Genomic DNA, 26,542 nt, shown 5'->3' on the forward strand with positions numbered 1-26,542 from the left:
GCCTTCCTCAAAAGTCGAATGTCGTGGAGACCAGGAAGGTTCGCGGCGCGCCACGCGCGAGGCCGAAACTCGAAGAGGCCGCGGCCCAGTAGTCGCGGTCGAAGACATTTTCAACGCTGGCACGAACTGTGATCGGCTTACCGTTTTCCCGCTCGTACCTGTAACGTGCGCCGAGGTCGAAGCGCGTCCAGTCTGGTATTTTCTGCGTGTTGTCGACGCTGGCATATTGGGAAGAGGTATGGATGACCCGCCCCGATAGCGTTAGCCCGTCAATGAACGGGGTATCCCATTCCGCTCCCATGTTGAGCTGCACGTCTGGCACGCCGATCGCCTTCTTGCCATCGTTCGTGCCGCCTGCCGTCTTGGTCTGAACGCCGTCCATGAAGGCGACGCCGCCGAGAACGCGGATACTTTCCACCACTTCGCCGAAGACGTTGAGCTCGAGGCCGCGATTGCGGGTCTCGCCATCGACGCCATAGGCGTTCGAGGCATCAAGCGCACCGCTTGGCTGCTCGATCTGGAACAGGCTGGCGGTTGCCGTCACATCGCCGAGATCGACCTTTGCGCCGATCTCATACTGCTTCGACCTGAGCGGCGCAAAAGCCTCGCCTGCATTCGTCGCTCCGGTCGGCGCGACCGGCCCCTGGCTCAGGCCTTCGATATAGTTGGCATAGAGCGAAACGCTTTCCCAAGGTTTTACGACAATCCCGAGTGCTGGCGTGAAGGCGTCTTCGTCGTAATCGGCCGTCTGCACACCGGTTGTGACGTTCCACGCCTTTTGTCGCACTTTCTGCTGCCGGCCGCCGACGATCAACTGCAGCCTGTCGTCCAAGAAGAACAGACTGTCTGTAATCGCGAAACTCTGCAGGGTTACGGCATTGGTTTTGGGGGTCGTGTCGAATAGCCCCGACAGGTCCGGCTTGTCGATCCGGATGGGATCGTAAAGGTTCGAGGAGTAGCTGGAAAAATTTTGAGACCGGTTACCGAGTTCGCTATAGAGATCGGAAGCGCTCAGCGTGACTTCATGACGAACCGGGCCAGTTTCAAACTTTGCGTTTAAGCCGATTTCGCCCGTCACGACACGATTGTAGGTCGGCTGATAGAAATTTCTCGCGTCGAAGTCGCCAGCTGAGTTCTTTATATATTCGAAGTTATAAAGGCCGAGCAATTCGTTGCGATGCGCGCCGAATGTCGCATAAGCCGTCACATTGTCGGTGATATCGTACTCGGCCCGCAAAGACGCCAGATAGTCCTTGCCATGTGCGTAATACCAGTTCTGACCGAGATCGGCCGAGGCATCGGGCGCATGCGGTATTTTTACGCCGGCATTCGCATAGATGGGGCGCACCGGATTATCGGAATAATTCTTTTGGTAGACAAGGTCGGCCGACAGTCTCACTCTGTCGCCATTGTAGTCGAGGCCGAGCGAGGCGCTGCCAAGCTGATTGGATTGCCCGTCAACGGCCGTATGCCCGTCGGAATACGAGCCGTTGAAACGGATGCCGAAAGCGTTGTCATCCCCGACACGGCGGGCGAAATCGACACCCGTTCCGATCTGCCCGTCCGAAAGATAGCTCGTCGTCACCCGATTGATCGGATCATCTGGCGCGCGCTTGGGAACCAGATTTATGACGCCGCCGATACTGCCGCCCGGCGCCATGCCCGATAGAAGAGCGCCGGGGCCTTTGAGAACCTCGACGCGGTCGATCCAGGATGTTCCCGCCATCTGATAAGGTGCGAGACCGTAGAGTCCGTTGATCGCCATGTCAGGATTTCCGACCGGGAAGCCACGGATGAAGAACTGGTTGGAATAACTCCCGTCAGCCCAGGTCGTGCGGACCGAAGGATCGTTCTTGACCACGTCCCCGACGCTGCGCGCCTGCTGGTCCTGGATCGTTTTTGCTGTGTAGCTCGTTACGTTGAACGGCGTATCCATGACGTCGCGATTGCCGAGAATGCCGAGGCGCGCGCCGGTCGCCACTTGCCCTCCAGCATAAGCGACAGGTGGGGTGCCGAGCGGAGCATCGCCCTGCAGCACGATCGGTTGCAGTTCGGTTGCGCTTCGCGTCCCCGAACTGTCACCGGAGGCTGCCGGCTGGCTCGGATCGACGAGCACGACGGATCGGTCCGCCGAGACCCGGTAGCGGATGCCGGTGCCAGCAAGAAGCCTGCCGATCGCCTCCTGCGGCGTCATCGTTCCCGAAAGCGGCTTGCTGCGGCTGCCGGCCGGAAGCTTGAACGGATAGGCGATGCGCCAGCCGCTGACCGCGCCGACATCCGCAATGGCCGATGCGAGCGATTTAGAGGGAATGTCGAAGCGAAAGCTGGAGGCATTGGCGGAATTGCCATTGGCTGGCATCTGCTGACCGACGGCCGGTTGGCAGACCATCGCCAGCATTGCCGTCGTCGCCATCAGCAATGCGATCCCATGCACCTGTTTCGAAATTACGCGCCCCACCATCAACTTGCTCCCCTGCATCTTTGCGAGCGGGCCGCCCCCGGCAGTCCCTGATAGGTAGAACGGACGAGCGGGCCTGCGCCGTGTCTCCTCCGGCGAAAAACTTTCAGTTTAGGCACAAGTTTTTCGCTGATCAGTGCAGGATGGTAAGAAGTGGCGTGACCCGGGTGATCGAGCCATTGACAGCAGAGGCTATGGTGGCAAGCGACGCATCGACATCCGTCAGCGGGAAGGTGCCCGATATCTGGTGGTCTGCCAAACTTCCACGCACGACGATGCGGCTGGTGGTATGACGCTGCAGCGCCCGCACGACGTCGTCAATGCGGGCACCCTCGACGACAAGCCGTCCTGTCAGCCAGGACAGCACCAGCTCGGGATCGGCTTTACGGATGCCCGCAGTGCGGCCGGCGGCTATCGCCACCTGGTCACCCTGAAACAGGGTCATCGCGGTCGCGTCATGCGTCCCCATCACCTCGACGGCGCCCTCGGAAACTGTCACCTCGGTCTTGTCATCCTCATGCTCGACATTGAATTTCGTGCCGATATCGCGGATCCGGTCACCATCCACCAGGACGGTGAAGATGCCGTCCGCGCCGTGGCGGACCTCGAAATAGGCTTCGCCGCGGAGGAGCCGAACCTGTCTTCGCCCCGCGCTGAAATCCAGAGCGATGGCGGTGTCAGCGCCGAGGCGAGCGCTCGAGCCGTCGGGCAGGGCAACAACGGAGACGACATTGCGGTCGGTTACGACATCAGCCTGCCAGTTTTGGATGACGGTAGGATTCAGCCACCAGAGGCAACAGAGTATCGCCACACCGGAGGCAGGCGGGATCGTCCAGCTCCAGCGAGGCCGGAGCCAGACCGCCACCTTGCGCCGAAAGGGAGTCCTTGCGGCAAGACGCGCGGCCGGTGCTTCCAACTGCGCGTAAAGGACACGCAGTTCGTCGAAGGCGCGGCGATGACGAAGGTCTTCGTTCAGCCATGCATCAAATCTCTCGGCCTCCTGCTCTCTTAACGAGCCGCCGGTTCGTTTCGCAAGCCAAAGCGCCGCCTCATCGCGCTGTTCTTCTGTCGGTTTATCGCTCATCCTGCTCCGTCAGACCGGCATTTGGGTCGCGGCTTGTCGTTCAACTCCGCTTCTGTAGAGGATAACGGGCGAGTGTGGAAATGCCGTGTCTGCCCCTTCGCGAGAATTTCAGCTCTCGCGAAGGTGATCCGCGAGGCGAGCCTGGCAATGTCGCAAGGCACGGGCGATATGTTTTTCAACGCTGTTGATCGAAATCCCGTGCCGGCGGGCGATCTCCTCGTTCGAGACGCCTTCGACGCGTCGCAGGATGAAGATCTCGCGGCAGCGGGGCGAAAGCTGGGTCAGCGCTTGATCGAGCGCCGAAAGCGTCTGCCGGGCCTGCAGGGTTGCTTCCGGAGAGGCGGGCGGAGCCGCAAACTGTTCAGGTACCACTCGCGAGATGATCTCGCTGCGACGACGCTGGCTTCTATGGTGCTCCGTCGCCGCATTGCGTGCGGAGGCATAGAGCACACGTTGATCATCTGCCTCGGTGTGACGAGGGCCCGCCGCCAGCGTGCGGAGGAAAACATCCTGAACGAGATCGGCAGCAATTTCCGAATTCCCAACGCGCTTGCGTAGCAACGCTTCAAGCTTGCTATGGTGTCCTTGAAAGAGGCAGCTTACTTTTGTACGCCAATTCGACATTGCGATTCCAATATGCGGAGAGGACGCGTAAAGCGTCATGTACGGATCTACAGCTCATAGTCGCTCCTGCGACACACTATCGTCTGCTATCTGAAACAGACACTTTATTCTTGATAGTTAAAGTCAAGGTTTTTCTCGTGTTGCGACCGGGCAACAATATTTGCTCACGTAGGCGCCGGAAAGAGATTGGGATCAACCGACTAAGCACAGTGAGGCCCTCAACAGCCGGCCGCTCCTTCGATTCCATCACGAGCCCAACGTTATGCGCGGAACTCGAACATCGTTATCACGTTTCTGACGCATGGCGCGAAACACGTTCTGGAAAGGCTATCTCAAACTGTCGCTGGTCACGGCGGTGGTAACGCTGACGCCGGCGACGACCGAGAGCAACAAGGTGCGGCTTCATGTCTTGAACCGCAAGACGAATAACCGTGTCGAAAGCCGTTATCTCGACAGCGTGACCCACAGGCCGGTGGCCGAAAAGGATCAGGTTAAAGGCTACCCCAAAGACGATGGGGACTACGTACTGCTCGATGATGACGAGATCGATGCAGTTGGGCTCGAGAGCACGCGTTCAATCGAGATCGACACATTTGTCCCGCGTGGCTCGATCGATTGGATCTGGTACGACAAGCCGCATTTTTTGAGCCCTGCTGACAAGGTCGGGGCGGAAGCCTTTTGTGTTATTCGAGAGGCGATGGAAGCAAGTGGCGTTGTCGGCATTGCGAGACTAGTGCTCTATCGCCGCGAACGAGCGGTCCTTCTGGAGCCGAAAGGGAAGGGCATCGTGTTGTGGACGCTCCGCTATGGCGACGAGGTCCGCGAACCCGCCGATACGATCGATACCAAGGCAAAGGTAGACCGCAAGCTCCTCGCGCTGATGACCGGCATGGTGGAAAAGCGCACCGAAACCTGGTCGCCGAAGCTGGTACAGGATCCGGTCCAGAAGCGGATGAAGGCGCTGATAGGAAAAAAGCAGAAGACATCAAAACCAGCCAAGCGATCGAAGAGCCCGGCGCCAGTGAAGACGGAAGGCAATGTCATCAACATCATGGACGCGCTGAAGAAGAGTCTTGCCAAAGAAGTTGGAAAGCGCAGTTCAAAGTAACCTCTACCGGTTGCGAGCAGTCAGCGGTCTCGCTGCCGCAAAGAAGCCATCCCACGGATCTTTCGACAGCGCATCAAGCCGTGCCGGCGCATTGTCGATTGTGAAGCGCGCAGGACCGATCTCGGTACTCAGTTCATCCCAGGCAAGTGGCGTCGAGACAGCAGCCCCCGGTCGCGCCCGTGTCGAATAGGCCGCAACGGCCGTATTGCCCCGGCCGTTGCGTAGATAATCGATGAAGATGCGCCCCTTGCGTTTCGCCTTGGTCGCCGTGGCGAGGTAGAGACTGGGGTTATCAGCTGACATATCATCCGCGAGGCTTTTCGCGAAAGCTTTCATTTGCAGCCAGGTCGCCTTCGGTTTGAGCGGCGAGACGACGTGCAGGCCCTTACCGCCGGATGTCTTGACGAAGGCTGCAAGCCCCGCGGCCTCGATCCGCTCCTTCAACTCATATGCGGCGGCGATGACGTTTTCCCATGGCACATCGCCGCCTGGATCGAGATCCATGGTCAGCATGTCGGGCTTTTCCCAATGATTGACGGTGGTCCCCCAGGGATGGATCTCCAGGGTTGCCGACTGGACGAGAGCCGCGAGGCCATCGAAATCGACGATCTTCAGCAGCTTGTCGCCGGTCTTGTCCTTCGGATCAGTGACCTCGTGGACATGGGCATTCATGCCCTTCCAGCCATGTTTCTGGAAAAAGTGCTGGCGACCGGTGATGCCATCCGGCGCGCGCAGAAGAGACAGAGGTCGATTGACGATAAAGGGCGCCATGAAGCGCCAGACCTGCGCGTAATAATCGACGAGGCCCTGCTTGGTGACGCCGTCGTCAGGCCAGTAGATGCGGTCGGGATGGGTGAGTTTGACGGTAGAGGTCGGCGTTTTCCGCTTGGGCGCGGCACCTTGCGTCTCGCGAACCACATCCTTCGGCTTCTTGTCGTCTCGCAGCCCGCGGAACGAGGCATGCCGGAGGTTACCGTCGGCGGACCAGGCCCGGAACTCGACCTCCGCGACCAACTCCGGCTCTACAAAGACCAGATCGCGACGTGCCAGCGCACTGAGCTTGTCATCGAACGAGCTTGTCTTCTGTTCAAGCCTTTGGAGCTTGCCATAGAGATCCTGCGCCATGGCCGCGCTGTAGCCGGTCCCAACTCGGCCGACATGAATGAACTTACCGTTCTCGTAGACGCCCATAGCCAGTGAGCCGATTGCGTCAGGCATCGCGGTCGAGGGCGCATAGCCACCGATGACGAACTCCTGGCGCTCGGAGCATTTCGACTTGATCCATTGGCCCTTGCGACCAGAGACATATTTACCGTCACGCTTCTTCGAGACCACGCCTTCAAGGCTCAGCCGGCAGGCATGGGTGAGCACCAGGCCACCGCTTTCCCCGAAATGCGCGCTGTAGCGCAGGATGGAGCCTTCCCTTTGATCGCCGAGCAACTGTTCCAGAAGCGTCTTGCGGTCGATCAAGGCTGCATTGGCGAGATTGCGGCCATCGAGATGCAGGAGATCGAAGGCGTAGTAGGCAAAGCGATCACTGCGTCCTTCGCCCAGATCGTTTTGCAAGGCGGAGAAGTCCGATGCGCCATTGTCGCGCTCGACGACGATTTCGCCGTCGATGATCGCCGTCGAGACGGGCAGTGAGGCGAATGCTTTGCTGATCTTTGTGCCGAACCGTTCGGTCCAGTCGAGACCGCTGCGGGTCAGTAAGGTAACTCGGCCATCTGCGACATGCGCTTGCAAGCGGTATCCGTCGAACTTGATTTCGTGAAGCCAGCCATCGCCGGCTGGTGGCTTTGGTTTCAGCTTTGCCAGGGCCGGTTCGATGAAGCCGGGCATTTTTGCCTTACGCGCGCCCGTGGGCCACTCGACGTCATCGGACGTCTGGGTTGAGGGGCCGGATTTGCGTTTCGCGACCGGCTTGGCCTGTTTTGCTTTACCGTCGGTTTCCCAGACTGAATCGGGGTTCTTCGCGACCGCTTCGATCTTGCGGCCGGTCTTGGCGGATTTCGGCAGCTCGTCGAGAATGTCTTTGCCGCCATGTCGGGCTTCATCATCGTCGGCCTTAATCAGCAGCCAGTTCTCGCGCCTTTCTTCCGGCTTGCCGTGCATGCGCACCAGATGCCAGCGTCCTTTCAGCTTCTCGCCGTGCAGTTCGAATTCGAGGTGGCCTTTCCGATAGCCCTTCTTCGCGTCGCCGATCGGCGCCCATGTGCCGCGATCCCAGACAATGACCGTGCCGCCGCCATATTGGCCTTTCGGAATGATGCCTTCGAACTCACCGTAGTCGAGCGGGTGATCCTCGACATGGACGGCTAGTCGCCTTTCCTCGGGATCGAGGCTCGGGCCGCGTGTGACGGCCCAACTCTTGAGGACACCGCCCATCTCCAGGCGAAAATCGTAGTGAAGCCGCGTGGCGTCATGTTTCTGGATAACGAAGCTGTTGCCTTTCGCAGCGCCCTTGACCGCTCGGCGCCCCCGCGGCTCTGACGTTTGCTTGAAATCCCGTTTGGAATTGTAGGTCTGCAGCGCCATGGATCAGCTTGCCTTGCGCTGTTTCGTGGCAGACTTTCTGGCTGGTGTAGCCTTGCGTTTGCCACCCGATTTTCCGGCCATCCTGGCGCTTTCGCGCAGAGCATCCATGAGATCGATAATCTTGCCTTTCGGTTCGGCATTGCGTTTCGGCGGCTTGCGGCCTTCCATCTTGGCCTTGACCAGTTCGACTAGGGCCGCGTCATAGCGGTCATGATAATCCTCGGGCTTGAAGCTGCCGGACTTGGTCGAAATGATATGCTGGGCGAGCGTCAACATCTCCTTTTCGAACTTGATTTCGGGGATGTTCTTGAAGGTGGTCCCCGCCGAGCGCACCTCGTAGTCGAAGTTCAGCGTTGTCGCGATGATCGCACCGTGCCCGTCGGGGCGGATCAGCAGCGTCCGGTTCCGTCGAAACAGAACACCCTCGGCGATCGCGGCGACATTCTCGTCCGTCATTGCCCTTGCCAGCAACCGCAATGCCTCCGCGTCCTCCGATTCGACGAGTGCAAGATAATAGGGCCGATCGAAATACAGTTTGTCGATGTCATTGCACTCGATGAAGCTCGAAACGGTCAGCAACTTGTCGCTTTCCGGCATCAGGTCGGCGATCTCGTCAGGCTCGAGCACGATGTGACGACCGCCTTCAATCTCATAACCCTTGACCTGGTCCTCGCGATCGACCGGCTTTCCCGTTTCGCTGTCGACAAACTGCCGCTCGACACGATTTCCGGTCTTCTTGTTGAGGATGTTGAAGGACAATTTTTCGCTGGTGGAGACCGCGGTGTAGAGCGCAACGGCACAGCCGATGTCGCCGATCTTCAGGTGGCCCTTCCAGCTCGCCCGCGCTGCCATCTCAGTGCCTGTCTGTTGGGGCTGCCATGTAGTGCAGCGACAAGGCCTGCTCGATTGCCGCAAGATCCTCGCTGGTAACGCCATCGCCCGTCATTGCAGGGACCGGATCGCCCGCCATTGCTTCCAGCACCTCGCTGAAGGTGGCGCCGTTGCGGATCGCGAGTTCGATGGCCTCACGGGTCTCGCGTTCGGCTTTCAACTGAGCGAAGAGTGCTGCGATGACGCGGTCGCGCGGATCAGTCGGCTTTGAAGGGGTTGGATTGCTCACGTGATGGAACGCCATAATAGCCACCGATTTTGATGTTTGGATCAGCCGGAGTAACAGGTGAGCACGGGTATTGGTTCCCCGCCGGACAGAGAGCTGTGGGGTAACAAGCGTTGGAGCATGCCCGGCAATGACGTGATGGCGACCCTTGTGATAGGCATTCGATGATCAGGAAGCAAGGATCGGACGCAATGAAGGCGCAGTACGACATGTTTGCGAGCGACAATGCGCCGGCGGAAAAGCCTCTCGTTGAACGGCTATTGCCCATGAAGCCCAGGGAGATGGAAGGCAGGCTGGCTGCGGCCCCCGGCATAAGCGAAGAGCAGATGGCTGCCCATTTGACCGAGACCGGGCGCTACCGCATCCTGCGGAAACTCGAACCCCGGCCTGTCGCCACATCGATCAGGCCTGAATTTCCGCTGAGGGGCGTGATCCTCGATACGGAAACAACGGGGCTCAACCACCGCAAGGACGAGATCATCGAGATTGGCGCCATCGCTTTCACCTTCAACGATCAAGGTGTGATCGGCGATGTTACAGGCGTCTATGCCGGGCTTCAGCAGCCGACAGTGTCGATCCCCGCGGAGATCACCAGACTGACCGGCATCACCGACGCCATGGTGGCGGGTCAGGTGATCGACATTGCCGGACTGCGGACTCTGATTGATCCCGCAGATCTCATCATCGCTCACAATGCCGGCTTCGACCGGCCGTTCTGCGAGGCGTTTTCGCCGATTTTTTCCGACAAGGCCTGGGCCTGTTCGAACACCGAAATCGATTGGTCCGCCCGCGGCTTCGAAGGCACAAAGCTTGGCTATCTGATTGGGCAGGCGGGGTTTTTCCACGACGGGCATCGCGCGGTCGACGACTGCTTTGCGCTATTGGAAGTGTTGGCCCGCCGGGATGAAGCCCAATCGTCGACCGCTTTTGCCGAGCTTCATTTGGCAAGCCAGCGCTCGAGGGTGCGGATCTTCGCTGAGAACAGTCCCTTCGATCTCAAGGACCATCTGAAGGCGAGGGGGTATCGCTGGTCGGACGGGAGCGAAGGACGACCAAAATCGTGGTGGGTCGAAGTCGATGAGGCCGCGCTTGCCGAGGAGCTCCATTATTTGCGCACGGACATTTATCGTACCCGGAAGCCGATCCACCGACCCGGCCCCTCACCGCCTTCGACCGGTTCAGGGGCTGAGATCAGGGTTTCTGATCACGCTTGAGGCCTGGAGCCGAAAGGCGCAAAAGCCAGATGCTGCCACGGGCCGCCGAGATAGGCCCAGAGATCAAGCCCGGCAATTAAAATGGACCAAGGTTGGAAGCGCGCGCACAGGTCACGGTGAAGTTCATCTGCCTTAGCTCGCGGCACCTTGTTCTGGATCGTAATATGTGGCCGCCATGTCTGCATGTCCTGTGAGCCGAGCCAGGATACAAACGCGCTCTTCAACGCTCCACGGATTGCCTCAAGGGCCGGGCAAGCAATCATGTAGGCGACACCTGCGCCGAGATGCCTGACGCCGCTGACCTCGGCTGTCGAGGCAGGCATCCTTTCTGCCGCAAGGTTGAGTGCGTTGACAATCCGCGCTTCATATTCACCGGGCAACCGATGAAACATCGTCAGATGGGCGCGCAGGAAGTTTCGATCCGAGGGGAAATGCGCCTGTCGCAGCCGGTCGAATGGCTCGAGGTCTTCTTCCGCGATCCGGGCTGTAAGAATGAGCGGATGGCCTGTCTTCAATCGATGCTCCTGCTTCGGCGTGTGCTTGGTGAAACTTTCCTACCTACGCACAGAAATCTATCGCTATCCGGAAGCGGATCCGCCCACCAAGCATTTAACCGCCTTCGACCGTTTTTTCGCTTAATGGCGTCAAATTAGGCGGCCTTGATGCTCGGCTTGCATCCAGCGCATGGCTGAACTGCGGTGATGCCGCTAACTCACCTGAGAGGATGTTTGTATAGATCATCCCAACGAAGCGATGCACCTCCTCCCGCAAAGCTTCGTTCCTCAGGCGGCCCACTCCTCCTCCCAAGGGTAGCCTGAATGGACAGCGGCACTCCTCCTCCCAGCCGATGTCCAATCATTTCGAAAAGCCTGCGCTCCTCCCGCGCAGGCTTTTTCGTTTTTGGCTACATCCCGAAATCCAGTTGCGACTGACCCTCAGGGCCCTCTTCGCCCTGATCATTGGTGAGCGACGATAGCGTGACGCCGAGCAGACGCACGGCCCGCTTGAACGGATAGGCGGTCGCAAGCAGCCCGGTTGCCGCCTCAAGGATCTCATTGCCATTGGCGAACGGCAGGGCGGTGGTCCTGCTGCGCGTCGCCTGGGTGAAATCGGAATATTTGATTTTCACGGTAACGGTCTTGCCGCTAAATCCCTTTCCCTCGCAGTAACCCCATACCTTCTCGGTCAGTGGTCTCAGTTCGGCCGCCGCGAGATCAAGGTCATCGATGTCCTGCATGAACGTATCCTCGGCGCCGATGGATTTTCGCACTCGGTCCGGCCGGACCTGGCGATTGTCGATGCCGCGGGCGATGCCATAAAAATAGGGCCCGGATTTGCCAAAATGCTGCGTCAGAAACGCCAGCGACTGAGCCTTCAGGTCCGCCCCAGTCTCGATCCCGAGCCGGTGCATCTTCTCGGCGGTCGCCGGCCCAACGCCATGGAATTTCTTGACGGCGAGCTGTTCGACAAAGACCGGGCCGATCTTTGGCGTGATCACGGCTTGGCCGTTCGGCTTGTTAAGATCCGACGCCATCTTGGCGAGGAACTTGTTATAGGAAATTCCGGCGGATGCGTTCAGGCCGGTCACGGCCTTGATCCTAGCCCGAATTTCCAGCGCGATCTCCGTGGCGATCGGCATGTCCTTGAGGTTTTCCGTCACGTCGAGATAGGCCTCATCCAGCGATAGGGGTTCGATCAGCGGGGTATATTCGGCAAAGATCTCGCGGATCTGCTGCGACACAGCCCGATAGACCTCGAATCTCGGCTTCACAAAAATCAAATCCGGGCACTTGCGGGCCGCCGTGACCGACGGCATGGCGGAATGGACCCCGAACTTGCGAGCCTCGTAGCTGGCGGCAGCCACCACACCGCGGGCGGCGGCACCACCGACGGCCAGCGGTTTGCCGCGCAGCTCCGGATTGTCCCGCTGCTCGACCGAGGCGTAGAAGGCGTCCATATCGATATGGACGATTTTGCGAGTGGTCTCTACTGCCTGGATCGTGTCTGTCATGGTGCTGCCGGAAGGTCCGGTGTGAGGCTTGATTAATCGGAACGGAAAGTGAACATATCACCGTTTCCGACAATCGCAAACCGCTGGATTAGGCCTCGAACCGCCCGCCGACCATGCCGATTTAAAGGAGGCTACCCTGCGTGACCGGCTCGCCCGATTTCGAGACGATTGAGGAGCCATAGGGCTCGCGCGACGAAATGATCAGCGCATCGTCGGGCAGGGGCCGGGCGAGATCCTTTGCTTCGTCCCATGGCGCCCGCAGCCAGGTCGCGGTTGCCTCTTTGGTTAGCAGCAGGACCGGCATGGCCTTCTCATGGATCGGCTTCACAAGCCCATTCGGGTCCGTCGTCAGAAAACCATAGAGGTCGTCGGTGGTCAGGCCGTCTTTCACCTTGCGGACACTTTGCCAGCCGAGCACATGGATGCCGGCAAAGAACATCAGGGACTTTTGCTCGTCGCGCGCAAACCAGGCGTTCGGCACTTTGCCGCCGGGCTCCTGGGCTCCAGGATCAGGTTCGGCAAAGCTGGTGACCGGCACGATGCAGCGATGCTCGACGCCCAACCAGCGCTTCCAATGGGGAAGGGTCAGCTTCCGGACATTGGTGACGCCGCGATCCGGCTCCATGCGGATCAGCGCGTCCATATCGACAGCCTGGCCCTTTGCCCTCATCTTGTCGGCGCGTGCCTCTGCCGCCTTCTTCTGGACGAAGATCGGGGAGGGCAGGCCCCAGCGTGCATTGGTGAGTTGCCGGCGGCCGTCGGCCGTATTGCGGATGATCGGCCCGGACTGATCCGGGTTCATCTGATAGGCGGGCATGAGGTTGATCAGGCTCTCGACATCCTTGGCCCAAGCCGCAACATGATCCTTGTCTTCCATCCGAAAAAGGTTACACATCGCGGGCTATCTACTCCGACGAGATTGTACATGATAATCTAACGCCGGCTATTGGTTTGGCCAGCCTGGACGAGACTTTCCAGCCGGAAGACGTCGGCATTGTCCTGCCGCGATGCCAATCCTTGATAGGTCGCCTGTTCGACCATCCCTCCGTCGGAGAAACCCCGAAACGCGATCTCGGCAATCAGCGTCGGATAGGCCCAGAAGATGTCGGCGCCACCGAGTTTTGCGATCTCGCAGATCACCGGCGGCTTCTTCTGCTTCCAGCGCAGCGTGTCCAGCATCTTTCTGAGCTTGCGTGCCTCGGCGTCGTTCAGTACGGGTCGGACGCTCCCGACATGAATGAAGTCGTGCCCTTGGCAGGCGGCCAGCAGCAGCGTTCCGATTTCAGATGGCGCATCGGGTGCCCGCTCGTATCCGGCGATGAAGAAGGCGCCGCGGAGAGACTGCGCCGGTGGTGCCGGCGCGTTCGCTCGATCATCGTCATCGGGTCCGAGATCGTGGAAGATCTGGGGCGCTTCGATCTGAAGCGCCTTGCGCGGCCGCGGGCGACTAGGCGCATCGGTCCTGGATGTGAGGGGCTGCGATCGCAAAACTTTCGTCATGGTGCCAACTCAACAACAAAACGTATGAACACTGTGACGGAGCCGCATTTGTCCCCGTTATCCACCAAACGTGGTGCTTTGGCGGAGAAATGCCAAAAATATTTCTGCCTCTTGTACGTCCCTGATTCCCAATGGATTCTTCTAAATGGTCAAGTCGAGGAAGATATTCCCAGGGCCTGCCCCGCTTGACTCTCTGCCGTCAACGGAACAGATAGTGAACATATAAGCCTTTTGCGACATGACGTCGAGGTGCAACACGACCTTGCAGGGAGCCGTGAAAGATGACTGCTGCCCGCGCCCCAAGGGGGGCCGTCGGTGTCTCCGATGTGATTGCCGATCTGCGCGAGCGGATTTCAGCCTTGGAAGGATCGAGCGCGCGGAAAGCCGGCTGTCTGGCCTTCGGCGTGCCGGAGATCGACGAGAAACTCCCCGGCGGCGGCCTTGCCTATGGCGCCCTGCATGAATTTGCCGGGGGTGGTGCCGGGACGGTCGATGGTGCTGCGGCAGCACTTTGCGCCGCCGGCATCGCCGCGCGCACCAAAGGCCCGATCGTTTGGTGCCTGACGCGCCCGGATCTGTTCTGCCCGGCGCTGGCACAGGTCGGGCTACATCCGGATCGGGTCATCTTCGTTGAATCCGATCGGGATGAGGATGTTCTGGCCAATATGGAGGAGGGGCTCTCCTTCGGCGGCCTCGGCGCTGTTGTCGGCGAGCTGGTCCGCCTGCCGATGGTCGGCTCGCGCCGGCTGCAGTTGGCGGCCGAAAAGACAGGGACAATGGCACTGGCCGTCCGGCGCTGGCGCCGACAGACGGAGGCCAATGATTTTGGCCAGCCGACGGCTTCGACCACGCGCTGGCGTGTCAGCGTCATGCCGTCGGAAGAATTACCGGTACCGGGCGTGGGGCGGGCCCGATGGTTTCTGGAGTTGATGCGGTCGCGTGCGGGCGAGTGTGCTGAGTTTCTCGTGAGGGCATGTGATGACCAGGGTCGTCTCGATCTATCTTCCGGATCTGCCGACGGATCGCATTCGTCGCGCCGATCCGTCCATTCCGCCTGAACAGGCGATCGCCGTGATCGCCAAAAGCGGATCGAAGCGCTGGGTTTCGGCCGCAGATACCGCCGCACGCAAGGCCGGCGTCCATGTTGGCATGCCGGCGGCGAAAGCGCAGGCGCTGTTCCGAGGCCTGATGCTGGTCGATGCCGATCCGATTGCGGATGCCGCAGCGCTGGAGCGCATCACCCTCTGGGCTTTGACCATCTATTCCCCGATCGTTGCCGTCGATGGGACCGACGGGATCGTCATGGATACGGAGGGCGCCGATCATCTTCAGGGTGGCGAGTTGCCGATGGTGACGATGATCGCGAATCGCTTCCTGTCCAGAACGCTGACGGCACGGGTTGCCGTCGCCGATACGTGGGGCGCGGCCCATGCCTGTGCCCGCGCCATTAGCCGCGAGACGGTGATCGTGCCGATCGGCCAGACCGTGAAGGCCGTCGAAAAGCTGCCAATCTCCTTACTGCGCCTTCCGCCCAAGATCATTGGTGATCTGCGAACCCTCGGCTTCCAGACAATCGGCGAATTGGCCAATACGCCGCGTGCGCCGCTGACCCTGCGTTTCGGGCCAGAGATCGGCCGTCGGCTCGACCAGATGTTCGGCCGCGCGGCCGAGCCGATCGACCCGATCCGCACGCCGGATCTCATCGAGGTCAGCCGCGCCTTCTCCGAACCGATCGGGGCGGCAGAGACCATCAACAAATATGTCGGCCGGCTGATCGTCCAGCTGATCGATGAGTTGCAGAAGCGCGGGCTCGGCGTGCGCCGCGCCGATCTGATCGTCGAAAAGGTCGATGGCACGAGGCAGGCGATCCGGGCCGGTACGGCCAGGCCGGCGCGCGATGTTGCCTGGCTGACAAAACTGTTTCGCGATCGGACGGAAAAGATCGAGCCGGGCTTCGGCATCGAGAAGCTGACATTGGTCGCTGTCATGGCCGAACCACTGGAGGAGACCCAGAAAGTTTCGTCGCTGGTCGAGGACGAGGTCACCGACGTCACGCCGTTGATCGACATTTACGGCAATCGCGGTCAGCGGGTCTATCGATGGGGACCGGTTGCCTCCGACATCCCCGAGCGGTCCGTCCAGCGCATTGCCGCTGCGGCGGACCCGATCGCTGCCGTCTGGGTGGGCCATTGGCGCCGGCCGGTCCGGCTTCTGGCCAGACCGGAGCTGATTACCGCGATCGCGCTTCTCCCCGATCGGCCGCCGGCATCGATCGTCTGGCGCGGCAAGCGCCGCAAAGTGGTGCGCGCCGACGGGCCGGAGCGGATTTTTGGCGAGTGGTGGCAGCGCGACGCCGAGATGGAGGCCGTGCGGGATTATTTTGTCATCGAGGACGAGGCAGGCGAGCGCCTCTGGGTTTACCGGGCTGGCGATGGTGTCGACCCCGAGACCGGTGATCGACGCTGGTTCTGCCACGGTATCTTCGCATGACCTATGCCGAGCTCCAGGTCACAACGCATTTCTCGTTCCTGCGTGGTGCATCGTCGGCGCAGGAGCTGTTCGAGACGGCGGTGGCATTGGGCATCGAGGCAATCGGCGTCGTCGACCGCAATTCTCTGGCCGGGATCGTCCGGGCGCTGGAAGCGTCGCGCGCCACCGGCCTGCGGCTCGTTGTCGGCTGTCGGCTCGATCTGGCCGACGGCATGTCTCTCCTCGTCTATCCAATGGATCGCACCGCCTATTCCCGGCTGACGCGGCTGATCACGCTCGGCAAGAGCCGCGGCGGCAAGAACAACTGCATCCTCCACTGGGACGACGTCATCGCCTATTCGGCCGGCATGATTGGAATCCTCGTGCCCGATCTTGCCGACGAGACCTGCGCCATCCAACTTCGGAAAATGGCGCAAGTGTTTGGCGACCGCGCCTATGTTTCGCTCTGCCTGCGCCGGCGGCCGAATGACCAGATGCGGCTCCATGAGATCGACGGTCTTGCTGCCCGCTTCAGGGTAAAGACCGTCGTCACCAATGACGTCCTGTTCCATGAGCCCGGCCGGCGGCAGCTGCAGGACATCGTCACCTGCATTCGCAAAAACACGACTATCGACACCGTCGGTTTTGATCGCGAGCGGCATGCCGACCGCTACCTGAAGCCGCCTGAGGAGATGGAGCGGCTGTTTTCGCGCTATCCGGAGGCATTGGCCCGGACAATGGGGATCGTCCGCCGTTGCACGTTTTCGCTCGAAGAGCTGACCTACCAGTATCCCGAAGAGGCGATCGTGCCGGGCAAGGATGCCCAGGCCTCGCTCGAGCACTACGTCCGGCAATGTATCCCCGATCGCTATCCGGAGGGTCTGCCACCGGACGTGCTGAAAACCGTGCGCCACGAGCTCGATCTTATCCGCACCATGAAATATGCGCCGTATTTCCTCACCGTCTTTTCGATCGTCCGGTTTGCCCGAAGCCAGGGGATCTTGTGCCAGGGCCGCGGCTCGGCGGCCAACAGCGCCGTCTGCTATATCCTCGGCATTACCTCGATCGATCCGATCGGTGGTAACCTCCTCTTTGAGCGTTTCGTCAGCCAGGAGCGCGATGAACCGCCCGATATCGATGTCGACTTCGAACATGAGCGGCGCGAGGAGGTGATCCAGTGGATCTATAAAACCTATGGGCGGGAGAAGGCAGCGCTCTGCGCCACCGTCACCCGCTACCGCGCCCGCGGTGCCATCCGCGATGTCGGCAAGGCGCTCGGCCTGCCGGAAGACGTCATCAAGGCACTGTCGTCTGGCATGTGGTCCTGGTCGGAAGAGATCTGCGACCGCAATGTCCGCGAGCTCAACCTCAATCCAGAAGATCGGCGCCTTGTCCTGACACTGAAGCTCGCGCAGCAGCTGATGGGCGCGCCACGCCATCTCGGTCAGCATCCAGGTGGCTTTGTTCTCACCCATGACCGGCTCGACGATCTCGTGCCGATCGAACCGGCTACCATGAAGGACCGGCAGATCATCGAATGGGACAAGGATGATGTCGAAGCCCTGAAGTTTATGAAAGTCGATGTCCTAGCGCTCGGCATGCTCACCTGCATGGCCAAGGCTTTTGACCTGATCCGCGACCACAAGGGCGAGCCGATCGATCTGGCATCAATCCCGCAGGAGGATCCGGCGACCTACGCGATGATCCGCAAAGCAGACACGCTCGGGACTTTCCAGATCGAGAGCCGGGCACAGATGGCCATGCTGCCGCGTCTCAAGCCCCGAACATTTTACGATCTGGTGGTCCAAGTTGCGATCGTCAGGCCCGGCCCGATCCAGGGTGACATGGTCCATCCCTACCTTCGCCGGCGCGAGGGAAAGGAACCGGTGGACTATCCAACGCCGGAGCTGGAGGCGGTACTCGGCAAGACGCTCGGGGTCCCGCTTTTCCAGGAAAGCGCGATGCGGGTGGCGATGGTCTGTGCCGGCTTTACCGGCGGCGAAGCCGACCAACTGCGCAAGTCGATGGCCACCTTCAAGTTCACCGGTGGCGTCAGCAAGTTCAAGGGCAAACTGGTCTGCGGGATGGTCAAGAACGGCTATACGCCGGAATTTGCGGAAAAGACCTTCTCGCAGCTGGAAGGCTTCGGGTCCTACGGTTTTCCGGAAAGCCATGCGGCCTCGTTCGCGCTGATCGCCTATGCGTCGAACTATATCAAGCGGCACTATCCGGAGGCCTTCTGTGCGGCCCTGATTAATTCCCAGCCGATGGGTTTTTATGCACCGGCCCAGATCGTCGGCGACGCCCGTGCCCACGGCGTCGAGGTCCGACCGGTCTGCATCAACCGGTCCCGGTGGGACTGCACATTGGAGAAGGTTGGGCATACCGGCCGCCACGCGGTTCGGCTCGGGTTTCGAAGGGTCGCCGGCCTGGCTGTCGCCGATGCGGCGCGGATCGTCGCTGCCCGTGGGACTGGATCGTTTGCCTCCGTCGATGACATATGGCGCCGATCGGGCGTGCCATCGGAAGCCTTGGTGCAGCTTGCCAAAGCTGATGCCTATCTGCCGGCCCTCAAGCTCGAACGACGCGACGCGCTCTGGGCAATCAAGGCTTTGCGTGATGAACCCTTGCCGCTATTTGCTGCGGCTGCCGAACGTGAAGCAACAGCGATCGCCGAGCAGAATGAGCCCGGTGTCGCCCTTCGCCAGATGACCGACGGGCACAACGTCATCGAGGACTATAGCCATATCGGACTGACCCTGCGGCAGCATCCAGTGTCCTTCCTGCGCAAGGATCTTGCCACTCGCAACATCATCACCTGCGCCGAGGCGATGGGCGCGTGGGACGGGCGCTGGGTTTATACGGCCGGCCTCGTCCTGGTCAGGCAAAAGCCGGGCTCTGCCAAGGGCGTCATGTTCATCACCATTGAGGATGAGACCGGGCCGGCCAACCTCGTCGTCTGGCCGTCCTTGTTTGAGAAGCGCCGGCGGATTGTGCTGGGATCGTCCATGCTGGCGATCAATGGCCGAATACAGCGGGAAGGCGAGGTGGTGCATCTGGTGGCGCAGCAGCTGTTCGACTTGACGGCTGATCTATCGGGCCTCGCGGACCGGGATGCCGAGTTCAAACTGCCGGCGGGCAGGGGCGACGAGTTCGCCCATGGTGGTGGGCCGGATCCGCGTGATACGCCGCGTCCAATTCCGCGGGCGAAGGAGATGTATGAACCTGACAGGAGAATTGAGACGCTGAAGGTGAAGGCTCGGAATTTTCAGTGAAACCTAAGCCGGATAGCGGGTCGAGGGCTCTATATGGTTCAAGCCTTATTGTTCTGGCGCAAGCGCAATGCTTGTCCGCGGCTTACCCCTCGCGAGCAATCGCTGCAGTGTCCGTCGGTGCATGTTCAAACGCTGAGCCGTTTTCATAACGTTTTGCCCGTAGATCTCGAAGATCGCTGTGACGTGCTGTTGATTGCCACTGAGAACTGACCCGGCGTTGGAGTGAACCCCTCGGGCTGGACCAGCGAGGCGTCTCAAACTAAGCCGCCTGCTGGGCGAGTTGAGTTTCGAATTCTGCTGGCGACAAGTAGCCAAGGGCTGAATGCAGCCGCTTGGCATTGTAAATCTGCTCGATGAATCTAGGCAAGTGTTCGGCAACCTCAGCGAACGTTTCGTAGCCTGCGGGGTAGATATCCTCGACTTTCAGGGTCTTCATGAAGCTCTCTGCTTGAGCATTGTGATAGGGGTTGCCGACGGCGCTCATGGAACCCTGCAGACCGGCGGCATCGAGAGCTCGTCGATAGGTTTCACTCGCGTATTGGCATCCGCGGTCCGTGTGGTGGATGCAGCCGGGTGGAGGTTTTCTGTTCTCAAGCGCCGAACGCAACGCTGCCAATGCCAGCGGCGTATCCAGGCGTTTTGACAGGCCATAGCCGACGACTTTCCGGCTGCAAGCGTCGAGAATGACGGCGAGATAGCAAAAGCCGACGGCTATGCGGATGTATGTGAAGTCAGCCACCCAGACCATGTCAGGCCGCGACGGGATCACATTACGATAAAGGTTTGGGTAGATCGGTGAATCGTGGTTGCTATCCGTCGTGCGAACATACCTCTTGCGAGGCTTGATCCCAAGGCCATTGGCCCGCATGACGCGGGCTACCCGCTTATGGTTGACGACGTGCCCTCGCCTCTGGAGCTCGTGCGTTACGCGTCGGTAACCGTAGCAGGGCAGCTCGTCCTGAATGTCCTCGATGATTGCAACTAGTTCCGCATCCCCAAGGTTCAACGCTCTCGCAGTTGATCGGTAATAGTAAGTGCTTCTCGGCAGATCGATCATTTTGCACCCCCGTCTGACAGAGCAGGTCGAGGACCGGTTATGATGGAGGAGCTCCCGCTGTCGCCGGCGATCTGCTGGCGCGGTGTTTTTTTAACCAGGTCCAGCTCCATCGTGAGCTGTCCGACTTTGCGTTCCAGCGCCGCAATGTGGGCCTCATACTCAGCAATGACGCTGGCCTCGGCCTCCTCATCATTCAGCTCCCCACGATCGAACTGCGTGAGCCATAGCTGGATGAGGTTGGCCGAAACACCGTAGGTGCGCTGCGCGTCGCGCCGTCCGATGACACCGTTTCGGATATCCTCGCAAAGCTGCAATTTGAACGGCGTCGAATGCCGTCGATATGGACCTCGGGACTTCATGAGCCTTCTCCGATTGAGGCCCGCAGAGTGTATCAGTTTTTCCGTGTCCCGTGGTCCAGCCCGAGGGGTTCACTCCAACGCCGGGTCAGTTCTCAGTGGCAATCAACAGCCTGGATCAAATCTCAGGAATTCAGTGTCAGCGCGTTAATTAAGCGCGCTTATCTAAGTCTGCCGCTTAATTAAATGAAGTGCCCCTTGTTTAAATAAGGCGCGCGCCTGATATTGGGTTATGTCTGATTCCCAACCTAAAAACCGCCTGAGTCGCTTCGTCGAAACGGTTGCTGCCAATGAAACAGTGCGGGCGTTCGTGCCTCCACCATTGCCACCCGAGCCAGCGATTGATGTGCTTTCTTTGCTTGAGCGCCTCAGCCTAGCAGAGCGAGCGCTAGGACGCCTGGATGGTATCACAATGCTACTGCCGCGACAGGAGCTGTTTCTCTATATGTATGTGAGAAAGGAAGCTGTTCTTTCCTCGCAGATTGAAGGTACGCAGTCGACGCTCTCCGATCTTTTGCGGTCCGAAACTGAAGCTCAGGCTGGGCAGCCGGTTGATGATATTCGTGAAGTCTCCAACTATGTCGACGCCATGATGTATGGTTTGGAGCGGCTGGAAACGCTGCCCATGTCGTTGCGTCTGATCCGCGAGATGCATGCAAGACTCCTGCACAGTGGGCGAGGAGGCACCAAGGATCCCGGAGAGTTCCGCCGCTCGCAAAATTGGATTGGTGGCACGCGGCCCGGTAACGCACTTTTCGTGCCACCACCCGTCACTGAAATGGCAGGTTGTCTGGATGCGTTCGAGCGCTTCATGCATGATGATCAATCGCGGTTGCCGGCACTCATAAAGGCTGGCCTGCTGCATGTGCAGTTCGAAACAATCCATCCGTTTCTCGATGGTAACGGTCGTATCGGCCGCCTGCTTGTAACCCTGTATCTTTGTATGAACGGCGTGCTGCAAAAGCCGCTACTCTACCTCAGCCTCTATCTGAAGTCCCATCGGAGAGAATATTATCGGTTGCTGCAGGAGGTTCGCGAAAACGGAAACTGGGAAGCCTGGTTGGACTTTTTCCTCTCCGGCGTCGCCGACACTGCCAATCAGGCATTTGAGGCTGCCACTCAGATCGTCGATCTTTTCAAGGAAGATCGGGAGAAGATCACGATGGAAAGTGAAAGAGCAGGGTCGGCCCTTCGCATTCACGAGCTATTCCAGAAAAACCCCTTTCACACGGCGAACCAGATTGTTCAGATAACAGGTCTGTCCGCACCAACGGTCAACGCCGCACTCGCAGATCTGGAGCGACTGGGCATCATCGATGAGGTCACTGGCCGCAAGCGTGGCCGTGTGTTCAGTTATCGACGATATCTTGCAATCCTGAGCGAAGGCACTGATCCACTACCGCTCAGTTCATGACGAATAAGGGGGCCAAAGGTTCGATCTTCATCAAGAGCTTGAAAGGCTGGGCAGCCGCGGTGCCAGAAAGGGATTGCGCGATAAGAACGTAGGCACTATATGTAGGTATGTTCCTACATGGAGGCGCCAATGGCTACTACTAGCTTGACCAGCCGTGAACTGAACCATGATGTTGGCAGAGCGAAAAAAGCTGCTGAGGCCGGACCTGTCGTCATTACAGATCGAGGCAGGCCTTCGCACGTGTTGATGACGTATGGCGAGTTTGAGCGTCTGACAGGTAAGCGTCACAATCTTGTCGATGCGCTTTCAATGCCGGGATTGTCGAACATCGATTTCGATCCGCCTCGGTCTGTCATTGCAACTCGCGAAGTTGATCTCTCTTGAAATATTTGCTCGACACAAACGTTGTCTCCGAGCTCCGTAAAGTGGGTGACGGTAAGGCTGATCCGAACGTGACGGCTTGGTTAAGCGCGCAGGATGCTCGTGATCTGTATGTGTCTGCGATAACAATTTTGGAGCTTGAGCGTAGGATACTCAGCATCCAGCGGCGTGACATTGAGCAGGGCTCTCGCTTACGAGCCTGGATGGATAGCCGCGTTCGTCCGGAGTTCGCTGAGCGTATCATCTCTATCGATGAAGCAATTGCCACGCGATGTGCCCACTTGCATATTCCGGATCGCCGCAATGAAGCAGATGCACTCATCGCTGCGACAGCGATCGTGCATGGGCTCGTGGTTGTCACACGCAACATTCAAGATTTCCAAGGTACAGGCGTTGTTCTCGTAGACCCGTGGCGTGCCTGAGAAACGGCATGCGGGGCGCCTCGACATTGTTTCTGCCAATTCAGCAAGAACCTATTTGAGTTCTTCGCAATGTGGAGGTCGGCCGTTGAGATCCTATCAAGAACGTAAAGGGCGGAACTAGGGTACCGGGAAGGACGATCATGGCGGCCTCTCCCTCTCCCGACCCGAAACCTTTTCGGAACCGCTCCGTTAGGCGTGGCTTCGTCAGGCAGTAGCGTTCTCCGACAACGACCTCGATCGCCGGAACAAAGGGGTGCTTGCTCATCGTTCTTTACACACTTTGACGCGTTGTTCGCGCCAACGCCTTCAGTCGTGATCCTGCCACCTTAGCAATGCGCTATTTACCGCACACCGCCCAGTAACTTTTCAAATAGATCCGGGCCGCCCATCTGGCCACCTTTCAGCATCAGTTCGAGGCCGTCGATGCGTATGTCTTCGGAGTTGGCCCTAGTCAGGGTGACGCCTTTCGACAGTGTTCCGGCAAACCCGAGCGCCCAGATGTCAAGGGCCTCGACTGCAAGGCTCGACGTATCGCCGCCTGCTACACCTGCCCTGCGAACGAAAGGCGCACGCTTTAGCACGTCGGCGAGCAGCCGGCCCCCGGCTTGCGCGACCGAAAGCTGCGACGGGCCGCCGTCCATCATCCTGCCCGTATGGGCAATGACCGAGTGGCCCTGCCGCAACAGGCTCGCACACTGTTCGGCGGTGGTGGCTACAGCGCCGCCATCTGATACGATCGACGGGATATCGAGCGCCACCGATCGGTAGCGTGCATTTGATCCACCGGCGAGTGCGGCCTCCACCTGGACTGCGGTCAAAGCGGATTGGCTGCCTGCGAGCACGAAGACCGGATCGCGCGCCGGAGCGATTTCCAGCGCAGGCACGTCTGCGTTGCAGAGCCCGATCTCGCGCCAGTGCGCAATCACGGCTTCCGCAACGCTGCTCGCGCCGACCACAAGCAACGGGGCCAGATGTGCCGACTGCCAAAGTTGCCTGCCAATGCGCTGGAGATGCCCAGTCTGGAGCACATCGAACAGGGTGGCGCGGCCCTCTCTTACGGTAATCCTCGCATCGAGCGCTTCGTCTGACTTGCCATCGAGTTGGCGCCAGTCCACCAGATCGATATTCGGCACGCCCTGCTTTGACAGATGCAGCCGCAGATCGGCTTCCGACATCGGCGTGACGGGATGATGGGCCATGGTCGGATGGCGGTCGATGCGAAAAACCTCGCCATCCGTGCCGGCGCCGGCAAACAGGTTGCCGAAGGCACAATACCGCCCAAGGCTCGGCTGTCCGCCGACGATGGCGCGGAGCGGATTCGGCATGTAGTGCTCAAGGGTCCGAATAGCCTCGCCAAGACTGCCAACTGTTGGAGAACTGTCGAAGGTCGAACAGCATTTGTAATGCAAGAGCGGAACCCGTAGGACTTGCGCAAACCGGCCGACCGGATCGACTTCCCGGCGGAGCGCCTCTGGCGACATAGATCGGGCGGCGCCGGCAATACCCAGCGCGTCAAGCGGTCCGACGGCAGCCAGGTGCGTGGCATCCGGCACGCCGAGGCAGAGCAGAGCCTTCAGGCCGGCAATGGCGAATGTCGCCAGCGTGTCGGACGCACCGGTAAAGTCATCGCCATACCAGAGGTATTTGATGGCTTGCCCGCCGCCAGTCACTTCGACCTCCCGAAGAACGATAGCGCCGCAGCAAGGCTGGGCGCGTCAACTGCCGCCGCCTCGGCCAGCGTCCGACCTGCCGCGAGCGCTGCCCAGGCCTCGTGCAGGCTCCTGACGCCTGCCGTCGGGCCGTGGGGATGGGCGAGGATGCCGCCGCCGCACATGAAAAGAAAGTCGCCGCTCGGCACGGCTTTCGCCGTCTGGGGCAGGGTGCCTGCCCACTGGCCCGAGGAAAAGGCGGGCATGACGATGTCGTCGCTGTCGGCTGGATCCGCCAGGGGCGCCAGACTGTTATGCGCGCCCTCGATCACTTCCGAATTCGGCTGCGAGAATTTGCCGTCCAGACCGTGGACATGCATGTGATCGGTGCCGGTCAGCCTCCACAGCGTCTGATAGGGCTGGAAATCCATGCCGAGCGCTGGGTGGCGGGACATCATGCCGAAACCATTGCGGTGCCCGTGGATAACGAGGTCGGTGTGCCGCCGCAGCGCCTGCACGGACGAAAACCCGGCCCAGTTCAGGCTTACCATCACACAGGTGCCGCCTTCGCGGGCGACGAGATCCGCATGCCTCAGCATCGCCTCGTGCTCATCGCTGATGTTGAAGGCGACCATGACCGCCTTGCCTGTCTTGTCCTGCCAGCGCCGGACGTGATTCATCACGGCCGGGATGCGCTGAGCGATCGGGGCATGCTCGGAATCGGCGTTGCACTCGTCGTCCTTGATGAAGTCCACACCCGCTTCACAGAGTTCACCAACGAGCGTACCCGTCTCCTCCGCAGACAGTCCGACATTCGGCTTGATGATCGTTCCAATCAGCGGCCGTCCCTCGACCTGCGTCAGCATGCGCGTCCCGCGCACGCCGTGGCGGGGACGTTCGAAGCGGTTGCGGAACTCCGACGGCAGATCGATATGCTCGAGGCGCAAGCCCGTCGTCTCACCGAGATCATAAAGGTTGCCAGCAAGTGTCGCCGCGAGCGTCGGCAGGTTGCGGCCGATATTGGCGGGCGGGAAGGATACGGTTACGCGCGCCCGCCGCCAGGGTCCGCCACGCCCCTGCCGGGAAAGAAGAGCATTCGGCAAGCTCTGCTCGGACAAGGGTTGCAGTTCCTCGATCGCCTCGACCGTGGCACGGGTCAGGGCCTTGAGATCCTCGCTCTCGTTGGCAACCCTCACGAAGGTTCCGCTGCTCTGCTCGCCGGCCAGAACCTCGGCAACATGCATCGGCTCATCGGGCGTCTCGATGAGATAACGCGCCCTGATCCTTTGCATCAGAGCGTTCCCAGATCCGGGAATGCCCGCACCGGGTCGGAACCATCCCATCCGATGGAGGCTTCGCGGATCAGGTTGAAAAGGCGCCCCTTCGGACCTGCAACTTCAGAGAGTTCGATCACCGTGCCGGGATAGACGTTATTGTCGCCAGGCGTCTTCTTCTCGAAATAGACAAAGCGACCGTTGCTTCCGACCTCGCCGCTCATGCAGACTTCGAAACCTTCCTCTGCCGCGTGGGCCAGATCGGCATCGAAATCCTCGGTCCAGTAGGCGAAATGCTGCACGCCGGTAAACCCGGCACGTTGAAAATCGCGATACATGGAGGGCACGTCGTTGCGGGTCTGGAGCAGCTCGATCTGCAACCCGCCGGCATTGGCAAGTGCGACGGAATTGTGCGGCTCATGGGGCTCGCCACGATAGGTGTAGTTTACGATCGGAACCTTGGGATTGTAATAGAAAGGCCCGACGCCGAGCACTTCCGTCCAATAGCGCATCGCTTCCTCGATATCCGGGACGAGATAGGCTACCTGCCGAATTTCACCAAAAAACCTGCTCATGCGTAAATCCAGTTCTGTA

General features: G+C 60.0%; 22 protein-coding genes and 2 pseudogenes. 8 read left to right on the plus strand and 16 right to left on the minus strand.

Annotated elements, in window-relative coordinates; genetic code table 11:
* Positions 1–7: 7 nt before the first annotated feature.
* The 3 genes from NCHU2750_RS27190 to NCHU2750_RS27200 form a co-directional block, all read right to left on the minus strand.
* Positions 8–2,461: a TonB-dependent receptor gene (locus tag NCHU2750_RS27190; protein WP_162939825.1), complete on the minus strand. Its 2,454-nt coding sequence runs from the start codon at positions 2,459–2,461 to the stop codon at positions 8–10.
* A gap of 130 nt (positions 2,462–2,591) precedes the next feature.
* Entirely contained in the window at positions 2,592–3,542 is a 951-nt protein-coding gene (locus NCHU2750_RS27195) for a FecR family protein (protein WP_119944929.1), read from the minus strand.
* Between the two features lie 108 nt (positions 3,543–3,650).
* Positions 3,651–4,166: an RNA polymerase sigma factor gene (locus NCHU2750_RS27200; protein WP_119944930.1), complete on the minus strand. Its 516-nt coding sequence runs from the start codon at positions 4,164–4,166 to the stop codon at positions 3,651–3,653.
* Positions 4,167–4,467: 301 nt separating this feature from the next.
* On the opposite strand from NCHU2750_RS27200, the gene ku (NCHU2750_RS27205) reads away from it, so the two are divergent.
* On the plus strand, positions 4,468–5,274 hold the full coding sequence (ku, locus tag NCHU2750_RS27205; RefSeq protein WP_119944931.1) for a non-homologous end joining protein Ku: 807 nt from the start codon (positions 4,468–4,470) through the stop codon (positions 5,272–5,274).
* 3 nt (positions 5,275–5,277) lie between these two features.
* Here the strand turns inward: ku (NCHU2750_RS27205) and ligD are convergent, their stop codons facing one another.
* The 3 genes from ligD to NCHU2750_RS27220 are packed head-to-tail and all read right to left on the minus strand — an operon-like array spanning position 5,278 to position 8,929.
* Entirely contained in the window at positions 5,278–7,809 is a 2,532-nt protein-coding gene (gene ligD / locus NCHU2750_RS27210; RefSeq protein ID WP_119944932.1) for a DNA ligase D, read from the minus strand.
* Between the two features lie 3 nt (positions 7,810–7,812).
* A complete protein-coding gene (ku, locus tag NCHU2750_RS27215; RefSeq protein WP_119944933.1) occupies positions 7,813–8,661 on the minus strand; it encodes a non-homologous end joining protein Ku in 849 nt (282 codons plus the stop codon).
* A gap of 1 nt (position 8,662) precedes the next feature.
* Positions 8,663–8,929, minus strand: coding sequence for a hypothetical protein (locus NCHU2750_RS27220; protein WP_245480524.1), 267 nt, complete (start codon positions 8,927–8,929; stop codon positions 8,663–8,665).
* Positions 8,930–9,207: 278 nt separating this feature from the next.
* Here NCHU2750_RS27220 and NCHU2750_RS27225 point away from each other — a divergent pair.
* Positions 9,208–10,115, plus strand: a pseudogene (locus NCHU2750_RS27225) (3'-5' exonuclease).
* 15 nt (positions 10,116–10,130) lie between these two features.
* On the opposite strand, the gene NCHU2750_RS27230 reads toward NCHU2750_RS27225, so the two are convergent.
* The 4 genes from NCHU2750_RS27230 to NCHU2750_RS27245 all read right to left on the minus strand — a co-directional run bounded on the left by NCHU2750_RS27230 (position 10,131) and on the right by NCHU2750_RS27245 (position 13,651).
* A complete protein-coding gene (locus tag NCHU2750_RS27230) occupies positions 10,131–10,655 on the minus strand; it encodes a 2'-5' RNA ligase family protein (protein WP_119944935.1) in 525 nt (174 codons plus the stop codon).
* A 389-nt stretch (positions 10,656–11,044) separates the two neighbouring features.
* A complete protein-coding gene (gene dinB / locus NCHU2750_RS27235; RefSeq protein WP_119944936.1) occupies positions 11,045–12,151 on the minus strand; it encodes a DNA polymerase IV in 1,107 nt (368 codons plus the stop codon).
* Positions 12,152–12,272: 121 nt separating this feature from the next.
* Positions 12,273–13,046: an SOS response-associated peptidase gene (locus NCHU2750_RS27240; protein WP_119944937.1), complete on the minus strand. Its 774-nt coding sequence runs from the start codon at positions 13,044–13,046 to the stop codon at positions 12,273–12,275.
* Positions 13,047–13,084: 38 nt separating this feature from the next.
* Positions 13,085–13,651 (minus strand): ATP dependent DNA ligase, encoded by a 567-nt coding sequence (locus NCHU2750_RS27245; RefSeq protein WP_119944938.1) that lies wholly within the window; start codon positions 13,649–13,651, stop codon positions 13,085–13,087.
* A 281-nt stretch (positions 13,652–13,932) separates the two neighbouring features.
* Between NCHU2750_RS27245 and NCHU2750_RS27250 the strand changes: the two genes are divergently transcribed.
* From NCHU2750_RS27250 to NCHU2750_RS27260, 3 genes are read left to right on the plus strand one after another with little or no spacing between them, the layout of a single operon-like run.
* A complete protein-coding gene (locus NCHU2750_RS27250) occupies positions 13,933–14,709 on the plus strand; it encodes an ImuA family protein (RefSeq protein WP_119944939.1) in 777 nt (258 codons plus the stop codon).
* On the plus strand, positions 14,630–16,141 hold the full coding sequence (locus NCHU2750_RS27255; protein WP_119944940.1) for a Y-family DNA polymerase: 1,512 nt from the start codon (positions 14,630–14,632) through the stop codon (positions 16,139–16,141). The genes NCHU2750_RS27250 and NCHU2750_RS27255 overlap by 80 nt, the downstream gene beginning before the upstream one ends.
* On the plus strand, positions 16,138–19,395 hold the full coding sequence (locus tag NCHU2750_RS27260; RefSeq protein ID WP_119944941.1) for an error-prone DNA polymerase: 3,258 nt from the start codon (positions 16,138–16,140) through the stop codon (positions 19,393–19,395). The genes NCHU2750_RS27255 and NCHU2750_RS27260 overlap by 4 nt, the downstream gene beginning before the upstream one ends.
* 45 nt (positions 19,396–19,440) lie before the next feature.
* On the opposite strand, the pseudogene NCHU2750_RS31325 reads toward NCHU2750_RS27260, so the two are convergent.
* From NCHU2750_RS31325 to NCHU2750_RS27270, 3 genes and pseudogenes are all read right to left on the minus strand, one after another.
* Positions 19,441–19,557 (minus strand): annotated as a pseudogene (locus NCHU2750_RS31325) (hypothetical protein); the annotation flags it as partial.
* A 97-nt stretch (positions 19,558–19,654) separates the two neighbouring features.
* The gene (locus NCHU2750_RS27265) at positions 19,655–20,452 is read right to left on the minus strand and encodes an IS3 family transposase (protein ID WP_119944942.1); all 798 of its coding nucleotides are present in this window, start codon (positions 20,450–20,452) and stop codon (positions 19,655–19,657) included.
* On the minus strand, positions 20,449–20,811 hold the full coding sequence (locus tag NCHU2750_RS27270) for a transposase (protein ID WP_119944943.1): 363 nt from the start codon (positions 20,809–20,811) through the stop codon (positions 20,449–20,451). Before NCHU2750_RS27270 ends, NCHU2750_RS27265 begins: the two co-directional genes overlap by 4 nt.
* Before the next feature lie 229 nt (positions 20,812–21,040).
* Between NCHU2750_RS27270 and NCHU2750_RS27275 the strand changes: the two genes are divergently transcribed.
* The 3 genes from NCHU2750_RS27275 (at position 21,041) to NCHU2750_RS27285 (ending at position 23,025) form a co-directional block, all read left to right on the plus strand.
* Positions 21,041–22,222, plus strand: a complete 1,182-nt coding sequence (locus NCHU2750_RS27275) for a Fic family protein (RefSeq protein WP_119944944.1) — start codon at positions 21,041–21,043, stop codon at positions 22,220–22,222.
* A gap of 129 nt (positions 22,223–22,351) precedes the next feature.
* A complete protein-coding gene (locus NCHU2750_RS27280) occupies positions 22,352–22,606 on the plus strand; it encodes a type II toxin-antitoxin system Phd/YefM family antitoxin (protein WP_119944945.1) in 255 nt (84 codons plus the stop codon).
* On the plus strand, positions 22,603–23,025 hold the full coding sequence (locus NCHU2750_RS27285) for a type II toxin-antitoxin system VapC family toxin (protein WP_119944946.1): 423 nt from the start codon (positions 22,603–22,605) through the stop codon (positions 23,023–23,025). The genes NCHU2750_RS27280 and NCHU2750_RS27285 overlap by 4 nt, the downstream gene beginning before the upstream one ends.
* A gap of 341 nt (positions 23,026–23,366) precedes the next feature.
* Here the strand turns inward: NCHU2750_RS27285 and NCHU2750_RS27290 are convergent, their stop codons facing one another.
* Genes NCHU2750_RS27290 through NCHU2750_RS27300 form a run of 3 tightly spaced genes read right to left on the minus strand, consistent with a single transcriptional unit; the run spans position 23,367 to position 26,523 of the window.
* Positions 23,367–24,695, minus strand: a complete 1,329-nt coding sequence (locus tag NCHU2750_RS27290; RefSeq protein WP_119944947.1) for a four-carbon acid sugar kinase family protein — start codon at positions 24,693–24,695, stop codon at positions 23,367–23,369.
* Positions 24,692–25,966, minus strand: coding sequence for a ribulose-bisphosphate carboxylase large subunit family protein (locus NCHU2750_RS27295; RefSeq protein WP_205583929.1), 1,275 nt, complete (start codon positions 25,964–25,966; stop codon positions 24,692–24,694). The genes NCHU2750_RS27290 and NCHU2750_RS27295 overlap by 4 nt, the downstream gene beginning before the upstream one ends.
* On the minus strand, positions 25,966–26,523 hold the full coding sequence (locus NCHU2750_RS27300; RefSeq protein ID WP_119944949.1) for a VOC family protein: 558 nt from the start codon (positions 26,521–26,523) through the stop codon (positions 25,966–25,968). Before NCHU2750_RS27300 ends, NCHU2750_RS27295 begins: the two co-directional genes overlap by 1 nt.
* Between the last annotated feature and the right edge of the window lie 19 nt (positions 26,524–26,542).

It is taken from the genome of Neorhizobium sp. NCHU2750 (genome assembly GCF_003597675.1).
Classification (GTDB): Bacteria; Pseudomonadota; Alphaproteobacteria; order Rhizobiales; family Rhizobiaceae; genus Neorhizobium.